Source organism: Bartonella queenslandensis AUST/NH15 (assembly GCF_000312585.1).
GTDB lineage: Bacteria > Pseudomonadota > Alphaproteobacteria > Rhizobiales > Rhizobiaceae > Bartonella > Bartonella queenslandensis_A.
Genome location: NZ_HE998454.1, coordinates 1 through 474 on the forward strand (window position 1 = coordinate 1; position 474 = coordinate 474).

Here is a 474-nt window from a genome sequence, read left to right on the forward strand (position 1 = left end):
GACGTTTGCTGAAGTTGATACGCTTGAAGGTCTTTTAAGCATAGGAGAACGTCGGCTTCGTTATGATCAGACACCGATCACATGGCACAAGGAGCGGGTGTGTTCTTATGTTACGGGCGCTTATCATGGTCGTTCGCACAATCGTTATCACCGATTTAAATTGCGCATTCCTGAAGGCGTTCCTTGGAAGCATATCACAGGTTTTAACGTAGATTTACGTCCTTTAGGCAGAGGATAATGGCACAAGTTTTTTTGACCACGTCTTGGGATATGGAGCGTATAGCGCCTTATCTGGAAGACATCATTGCGTCATTTCGTGAATATGTAGAGCGTTTCAAACATGAAATCACGTTGCAAGAGCTCATTGAAGCCATTTGCAGTGGCAAGAAACAGTTATGGCTTGTTTTGGATGATGAGGATCGATTTTTAGCGGCAATTACAACCCAGATACAACAGACAGTTTTAGGAAAGAAG

Annotated in this window: 2 pseudogenes; both read left to right on the forward strand. The window is 43.5% G+C overall.

Annotation, left to right across the window (positions count from 1 at the left end):
- A pseudogene (locus BN338_RS10615) lies at positions 1-238 on the forward strand (hypothetical protein); the annotation flags it as partial.
- Positions 238-474, forward strand: a pseudogene (locus tag BN338_RS10620) (hypothetical protein); the annotation flags it as partial. The pseudogenes BN338_RS10615 and BN338_RS10620, both read left to right, overlap by 1 nt.